Source organism: Streptomyces sp. NPDC046881 (genome assembly GCF_040645015.1).
In the GTDB taxonomy this organism is placed as follows: domain Bacteria; phylum Actinomycetota; class Actinomycetes; order Streptomycetales; family Streptomycetaceae; genus Streptomyces.
In genome coordinates this window covers 20,499-27,505 of sequence record NZ_JBEYXJ010000112.1, presented here as the reverse complement: position 1 = coordinate 27,505, position 7,007 = coordinate 20,499, and the positions used below count along the sequence as shown (strand labels likewise).

Sequence of the window (7,007 nt, the reverse complement as noted above, 5' to 3'; positions counted from 1 at the left end):
GGGCCGCGCTCCGCCCGGCCCTCCGGGCCGTGCCCGCTCGGCATCCTGGCCCTGCCTGTCCGGCCCCTGGCTCCGCTCGACTGGCTCCCGGGACGCGCCCGCCCGGTCTCCCGGGCCGCGCCCGCCCGGTCTCCCGGGCCGCGCCCGCCCGGCCCTCCGGGTCACGCCGCCTGGCCCCCGGGTCACGCCCGCCCGGCATCCTGGCCCTGCCTGACCGGCCCCCGGCCGCGCCCGACTGGCTCCCGGGCCGCGCCCGCCCAGTCCCCCGGGCCCCGCCCGCCCGGCCCCCGCCCCACCGGCCCGGCCCCCGTCCCACCCGCTGGTTCAGCCCCGTCTGAGCAGGTGGTCGGCTGCGCGTCCGAACAGGTGGTGGGAGGCGGACTTCAGGGCGGGGTCGAGGGCGGAGGGCAGGAAGCGGACCCGTAGTTCCTCGCGCCACACCACACGGCTGTGGCCCCCGGGTCCGGGGTGGACCTCGATCTCGGCCCAGCCGAGGATCACGCGGCCGCGTTTCTCCAGGCGGCACAGGCCGGGCTCCTCGCCGGCCGGCGGGCGCCAGACCGTCACCTCCATGACGTCGTCCAGGGCGAGTGGCCCGACCCCCGACCTGGCCACGAAGCGCGTGCCCTCGCGGGTCGGCGGGGGCGTGAGCACCTCGATCCGGGTCAGCGGTACCGCGTCGGCATGGCGGGGCCAGTCCGTGAGCCGGCGCCAGGCCTCCTCGGGCGGGAGGGGCGCCGTACGTTCGAAAGAGATGGCGGGCACGGCACGATCGTAGGCAATGCGCGCCGGTCACCGGCGTGTTCACGCGCCGTCCGCGTAGCAGGTGGAGGCGGGCGGACGTATCCTGGAACCGTCGGTGCGCGGCGCGGCACGACACACATCCCGCTTCCAGTCTTCCTGCCAGGCCGGGCAACACGCCTGCCGTACGGGGGAGTTGATCCAACATGCCGCTGAAGACCTACGGCGTCCTGATCGCCCGCGCCGTCGCCACCCGGCGCGAGGGCGCGACCCACACGCCGCACTACCAGATCCACCTCACGGACGACCAGGGCACGCACTACCGCGCGGCGGTCAACGTACTGTCGCAGGAGCACCCCTCCGAGCTGCTCTACCTGGTCGCCGACGACTTCCGGCACCCGCTGACCGCCCGCCTGGAGGAGCTGTCCAGCGGCTGGAACACCCTGCCGTCCGGCCCCGGCGGCCCGAACCTCGACTTCGTGCGCGGCAACCTCTTCGACCCGGCCGGGATGCGCTCGCTCCCGCCGGACGTCGCCGGCCCCGACAACGACCTCGCCGACCTCCTCGACCACTACGTACAGCGCGCGGTGGCCGACCCGGCGGCGCGGCTGTACGTCTTCGGCTCCCGCTTCGGTCCCGAACCCGGCGTCAAGGACAAGGTGTTCGGGTTCCTGCCCGGCAACGGCGTGCACGACGTCCACATGAACCAGGGCAACAGCCGCCGGTTCCGCGGCGACGACGGCGTGTGGCAGGACGGCGGATTCCTGCTGCGCTTCCCCGGCCAGTCCCGCTGGGTCGGCATCTTCCTGGCCTTCCAGAGCCAGTCCTGGCACACCGACGACACCACCGGGCACACCCTGGAGCACGTCGACGGCACCCGTCCCACGCCCGCCGTGCAGCCGGTGCGGATCGTCGCGGCGCTGGTCAACGCGACCGGCCCCGCTCCCGGCGCGGAGACCGTCACCCTGCTGAACGCCTCGGCGGACCCCGTCGACCTGACCGGCTGGCGCGTCGTCGGACGCCTCGGCCACGGGGCGCCGGTCCAGGCCGCCGGCCCGCTCGCGCCCGGCGCCTGCCTCACCGTGCCGCTCGGCCCCGACGCCCGACTCGGCGACCACGGCGGGGAACTGTCCCTCCTGGACGCGGCCGGCCTGAAGGTCCACGGCGTCTCCTACACCGCCGAACAGGCCGCCCGCGAGGGCTGGACGGTGGTGTTCTGAACGGCCCGCGCGGCTACGGGCGGTACACCTTGCCGGGTTCCGCCCGTCCGGGCGCCAGCAGCTGGGGGACCGTCACGAACACGTAGCCGCGCGCCTTCAGCGCGTCGATGATGCCGGGCACGGCCGGCACGGTCCCGGGATAGATGTCGTGCAGCAGGATGATCCCGTCCCGGGACGACTGGTCGAGGACGCGCTTGGTGATGAGCGCCGAGTCGTCGGTCGTGTAGTCCTTGGCGGTCACGCTCCACAGCACCTCCGCCAGGCCCAGCTCCTTGCTGATCCGGTGCACATCGGCATCGGTACGGCCCTGCGGCGGGCGCATCAGCGTCGGCTTGCGCCCGGTGAGCCGTTCGATCGCGTCGTCCGGCCGCTTCAGTTCCTCGCGTATCTCCGCGTCGGATATCCGGGTGAGGATCTTGTGGTCCCAGGTGTGGCTCGCCACCTCGTGCCCCTCGGCCGCCATCCGCTTCACCAGCTCCGGATACTTCTCGATGTGCCGCTTGCCGAGCAGGAAGAAGGTGGCCGGGACCTTCTTCTCCTTCAGGATGTCCAGCAGCCGCGCCGAGTTCTCGCTGGGGCCCGCGTCGAAGGTGAGCGCGATGCACTTGGCCTCGCGGCAGTCGACGGTGCCGAACCTGGCCGGCGCCCCGTGCGCCGCCTCGGCGCGTGCGGTGCTCGGCGCGGTCGTGTCGACCTCGGCGCAGCCGGTCAGGGTCAGCGCCAGGCAGGCCGCGGCGGAAGCGAGCGCCCATCCGCGGAACCTGCGGCCCGTTGTGCGCATCTTCCCGGTCGCGTGCGCAGGCGTCGGGATCGTGTCGGTCGAAAGAGGCATGCCGGGACTATACACCGCGTGTATAGTTCGCGTGTTCGAATTTCTTGGGCCGGTGAACCCAGTCGTCCGCATCGTTCCCGTGCACACCAGTAGTACCGAGCGGGTACGCGGAGTAACCTCGGGACCATGACGCGCACGGGGGAGCGAGTCGTCGCATCGCGCTTACGGACACCGCCCTGGATCGCCCGCATCGAGACACCGGACGGGCGTGTCCTCGGCGCGGGCGTCCTCCTCGCCCCCGAGTGCGTCCTCACCGCCGGCCATGTCGTCGGCCCCGGCCACCGCTACACCGTCCGCCTCGTCGGCGTCCCCGGCCTGGACGCCGTGGCCGCCACCGTCCGGCCCGAGGAACACGTGCCCCAGAACGAGGACGCCTTCGGCGACCGCAGCGGCGACCTCGCCCTGCTCCGCCTGGCCGCACCGCTGCCCGCCGCACACACCACCCGGCTCTACCGGCTCGCCGCCCCGCACGGACCCGTCAGCATGTACGGCTTCCCGGACGGCGACGACGGCGGACGCTGGCACGGCGCCACCCTGGTCGCCGCCCGCGGCCGGGACAGCCAGGTCCAGCTGCGCCCGCTCAGCCCCGGCGAACTCGCCGCCCCCGGCTTCAGTGGCGGCGGTGTCGTCGACCACGCCACCGACCAGGTCATCGGCATCGTCCTGAGCGTGGACGAGGGGCCGGGGTCCGTCTTCAGCTACATGAGCCCCACCGAGACCATCATCAGCCATCTGCCGCAGGTCGCCGCCTGGACCGACGGCGCCGAGGCCGTCGACCCCCGGCTGCGCACCGGCACCGGCCCCGCCGCCGGCCGGCTCGACGTCCCCTTCGCCACCGAACTCGCCTCCTGGTTCCGCGGCGAGGGCTGGCCGGTGCTCGTCACCGTCGTCCCCGCCCGCGGCGACCGCGCATGGACCCTGCAGCGGGCCGTCACCCTCGCCGACCGCGAACTGCGCACCCACCGCAACACCAGCGCCGTCAGCCACGACCCGCCCGAGACCGTGCCTCCCGCCGGCGCCCACGACCTCGCCCTGGACGTCAAGGGACTGACAGCCGCCGAGGTCATGGACCGCATCGCCGAACGCCTCGGCATCCGCGACGACCCCCGGCCCGAACGGCTCGGCGCGCTGCGCGTCCCGCTCACCGCCGTGCTCGTCGCCGTGGACCAGGCCGCCGAACCCGACGCCCTGCTCGCCCTGCTGGACCGGCTCGCCCGCCAGGGCGCCCGGCTGCTGCTCGCGTTCCGCCGGCCGGGCGAGCCCGCCACCCGGGCCGCCGACACCCTCGTGCACCGCCCGCTGCGCGACCGCTGGACCCGTCTGCACGCCGAACTCGACCGCATCTCGGACGAGTTGGGCCCGGCGCTGGAGGACCGTCGGCACCGGGTGCTGCCCGCGGCCGGCAGCCGCGCGCTGCTCGACCAGGCCGAGGCCGGCGTACGGCGCACCCGGATGCTGCGCGCCTGGATCGCCCACGCCCCCGGCCAGGAACACGAACCCGCCCGGGCCGGCCTGCTGTTCACCTTCGAGGCGGCCGCCGGCCGCCGCCGGCGGCGCCTGGAGACGGCCATCGGCCTGCTCGACGACCGGCTGCGCCGCCGCGAGGAACTCCTCGGCCGCGTCGGTGCCGAGTGGCCGCTGTGCCGGCAGCGGGCCGCGGCGCACGGCGACCGGGTCATGGCCGCGTACCGGCTCTACGAACACGCCATGTCACTGCTGCGGCAGACCCCCTGCGACATCGAGCGGGCCGAGACCGCCGCCGAACGGTTCGTCGGCTTCTGCTCCACCACCGCGACCGCGTCCGGAGAGGAGGGCGCCCGGTGAACCGTGGCACCGCACCCGGGGAGAAGCCTCAAGAGACCATGCCTCGCGTTCTCGGCGGAGGGAGTCCCGTGATCCCCCGCACCGCACCCGGAGAGGAGGGCGCCCCGTGAGCTCGTGTCTGCGGCCCGGCTGTGCGGGGCGCATCATGGGGACCGGCTACTGCGACACCTGCGGTCACCGGCACGCCGAGCCGCACGCCGCGCCCCGGGCCCGGCCCCCGGCCCGCACCGACGAGGAGGCCCCCGGTCCCGCCGCCGTGCACGCCGTGGCCGGGATCGGCGAACTCGACCAGCACGGGCTGGTCGTCCTGCCCGAGATCCCCGTCCCCGACGACGTGCTCGTCGAGGACCCCCGCCCGCCCACCGGCGGCCGCCGCTGCGGCGCCGACGGCTGCACCATGACCATCGGCATCGGCTACGGCGGCCAGCCCGCCCGCGCCACCGGCCGCTGCCCCCGCTGCGGCACGCCCTACTCCTTCCTGCCCCAGCTCGCCAAGGGCGACGTCGTCGCCGACCACTACAAGGTCCTCGGCTGCCTCGCCCACGGCGGCCTCGGCTGGGTGTACCTCGCCGAGGACACCCGCGCCGACGGCCACCGGGTCGTCCTCAAGGGCCAGATCAACATGCACGACGCCCTCGCCCGCCGCACCGCCGTCGAGGAACGCCGGTCCCTCACCGACCTGCACCACCCCGACATCGTCCGGATCATCACCTACGCCGAACACCAGGCCGCCGGCCGCTCGCCCACCGGTTACCTGGTCATGGACTACATCGGCGGCCGCTCCCTGCAGCAGCTCTTCGACGCCGACGACGCCGAACGGATCTTCCACGGCCGCCCCCGCCTCGACCACGTCCTCACCTACGGCTGCAAGATCCTCGGCGCCCTGCAGTACATGCACGAACGCGGCCTGCTCTACTGCGACATGAAGCCCGCCAACGTCATCCACTTCGGCCGGGCCGTCAAGGTCATCGACCTCGGCGCCGTCCGCGCCATCGGCGACCGCACCTCCGCCTACGTCTACACGGCCGGCTTCGCGCCGCCCCCGGAGGAGATCGACCGGCGCGGCTGGCACGTCGACAGCGACCTCTACACCGTCGGCATGACCCTCCAGGCCCTGGCCCGCGGCACCGAACCCGCCCGCGGCCTCGCCCCCGACTCCTTCCGCCGCCTCATCGCCCGCGCCACCCACGCCGAACCCCGCGCCCGGTTCCGCTCGGCGGCCGAGATGTCTCGCCAACTGTGGGAAGTGCTCCGCGAGTTCCGCTCGCTGCAGTTCGGCGAGCAGCTGCCGGAGAGTTCCACCCGGTTCCGCGCCACCGGCGCCAGCCTCGACGCCGGACTCGGCGCCATCCCCGCCCTGGACCACTGGACCGCCCGCCCCGGCGGACACCCCGCCGGCCTGGACGTCTCCCCGCCCGCCGCCGCCGAGGTGGCCGGCGCCCTGCCCGACCCGGTCCCCGACCCCGACGACGGCGCCGCCCTGCTGCTGGACACCTTCCCGCCCGACGCCCCCGACCGGGTCGCCCGGCAGTGGCCCCGCGAATCCCGCCTCGGCACCCCCGAGACCGCGCTGTGGCTGTGCCGGGCCTACCTCAGGAAGGGCGAGCAGCAGGCGGCGGAGAGCTGGCTCGCCGAGGCCGAGACCCAGCTCGGCGAACGCGCCGCCCACGACTGGCGGATCGCCTGGCACCACGGCGTCCTGCACCTCAGCAAGGGCGAGGTGGAGCCGGCCGGCGCCCGCTTCGACGCCGTCTACCGCGCCCTGCCCGGCGAGTACGTGCCCAAGCTCGCCCTCGGCTACTGCGCCGAACACACCGGCGCCGCATCCGCCGACGGCGGCCGCCCGGCCCGGGCCATGCGCTACTACGAGGCGGTCTGGAAACGGGACTCCGCGCACACCGCCGCCGCGTTCGGCCTGGCCCGCGGCCACCTGGCCGGCGGCGACCGGGACGCCGCCGTACACGTCCTCGATGAGGTCCCCGCCACCTCCCGGCACTACGACGCCGCCCGCATCGCGGCCGTCCGCATCCGTGCCGGCATCCTGCACGGCCGGCCGCCCACCCCGGCCGGGCTGCGGGACGCGGCCCGGCGGCTGCCCGGACTGCGCCTGGACGGCGGCGCCGCGAACGGCGAGTCCCGGGCCCGGCTGGTCGCCGAGGTCCGCGAGAACACCCTGCACGGCCGGCCCGCCCCGGGCTGGGGACCCGACTTCCCCGCCGGGGACCTCCTCGGAGCCGGGGACGAGGACGGCCTGCGCACCCGGCTGGAGCAGTCCTTCCGGCAGCTGGCCGCCCAGGCCCGCACCGCCGGGGAACACGGCCGGCTCCTCGACCTGGCCCACGCGGTCCGGCCGATGACGACGTTCTGACCCCGTACGGCCCTCCGGGAGC

The 7,007-nt window shown here is 75.1% G+C and carries 5 protein-coding genes; 3 read left to right on the top strand and 2 right to left on the bottom strand.

Annotated features, from left to right (window positions below):
* Positions 1-324 precede the first annotated feature (324 nt).
* Positions 325-765: an SRPBCC family protein gene (locus tag ABZ923_RS34420; protein WP_361479954.1), complete on the bottom strand. Its 441-nt coding sequence runs from the start codon at positions 763-765 to the stop codon at positions 325-327.
* Between the two features lie 182 nt (positions 766-947).
* On the opposite strand from ABZ923_RS34420, the gene ABZ923_RS34415 reads away from it, so the two are divergent.
* Positions 948-1,961, top strand: coding sequence for a DUF2278 family protein (locus tag ABZ923_RS34415; protein WP_361479951.1), 1,014 nt, complete (start codon positions 948-950; stop codon positions 1,959-1,961).
* 13 nt (positions 1,962-1,974) lie between these two features.
* Here the strand turns inward: ABZ923_RS34415 and ABZ923_RS34410 are convergent, their stop codons facing one another.
* Entirely contained in the window at positions 1,975-2,742 is a 768-nt protein-coding gene (locus tag ABZ923_RS34410) for a polysaccharide deacetylase family protein (protein ID WP_361479957.1), read from the bottom strand.
* A 177-nt stretch (positions 2,743-2,919) separates the two neighbouring features.
* On the opposite strand from ABZ923_RS34410, the gene ABZ923_RS34405 reads away from it, so the two are divergent.
* Positions 2,920-4,617, top strand: coding sequence for a trypsin-like peptidase domain-containing protein (locus ABZ923_RS34405; RefSeq protein WP_361479948.1), 1,698 nt, complete (start codon positions 2,920-2,922; stop codon positions 4,615-4,617).
* A gap of 106 nt (positions 4,618-4,723) precedes the next feature.
* Entirely contained in the window at positions 4,724-6,985 is a 2,262-nt protein-coding gene (locus ABZ923_RS34400) for a tetratricopeptide repeat protein (protein WP_361479945.1), read from the top strand.
* Positions 6,986-7,007: the final 22 nt, after the last annotated feature.

What these genes read in the sequence shown, in the direction of transcription:
- ABZ923_RS34410 (WP_361479957.1), bottom strand. Translation starts at nt 2,742, where the DNA reads ATGCGCACAACGGGCCGCAGGTTCCGCGGATGGGCGCTCGCTTCCGCC.
- ABZ923_RS34415 (WP_361479951.1), top strand. Translation starts at nt 948, where the DNA reads ATGCCGCTGAAGACCTACGGCGTCCTGATCGCCCGCGCCGTCGCCACC.
- ABZ923_RS34405 (WP_361479948.1), top strand. Translation starts at nt 2,920, where the DNA reads ATGACGCGCACGGGGGAGCGAGTCGTCGCATCGCGCTTACGGACACCG.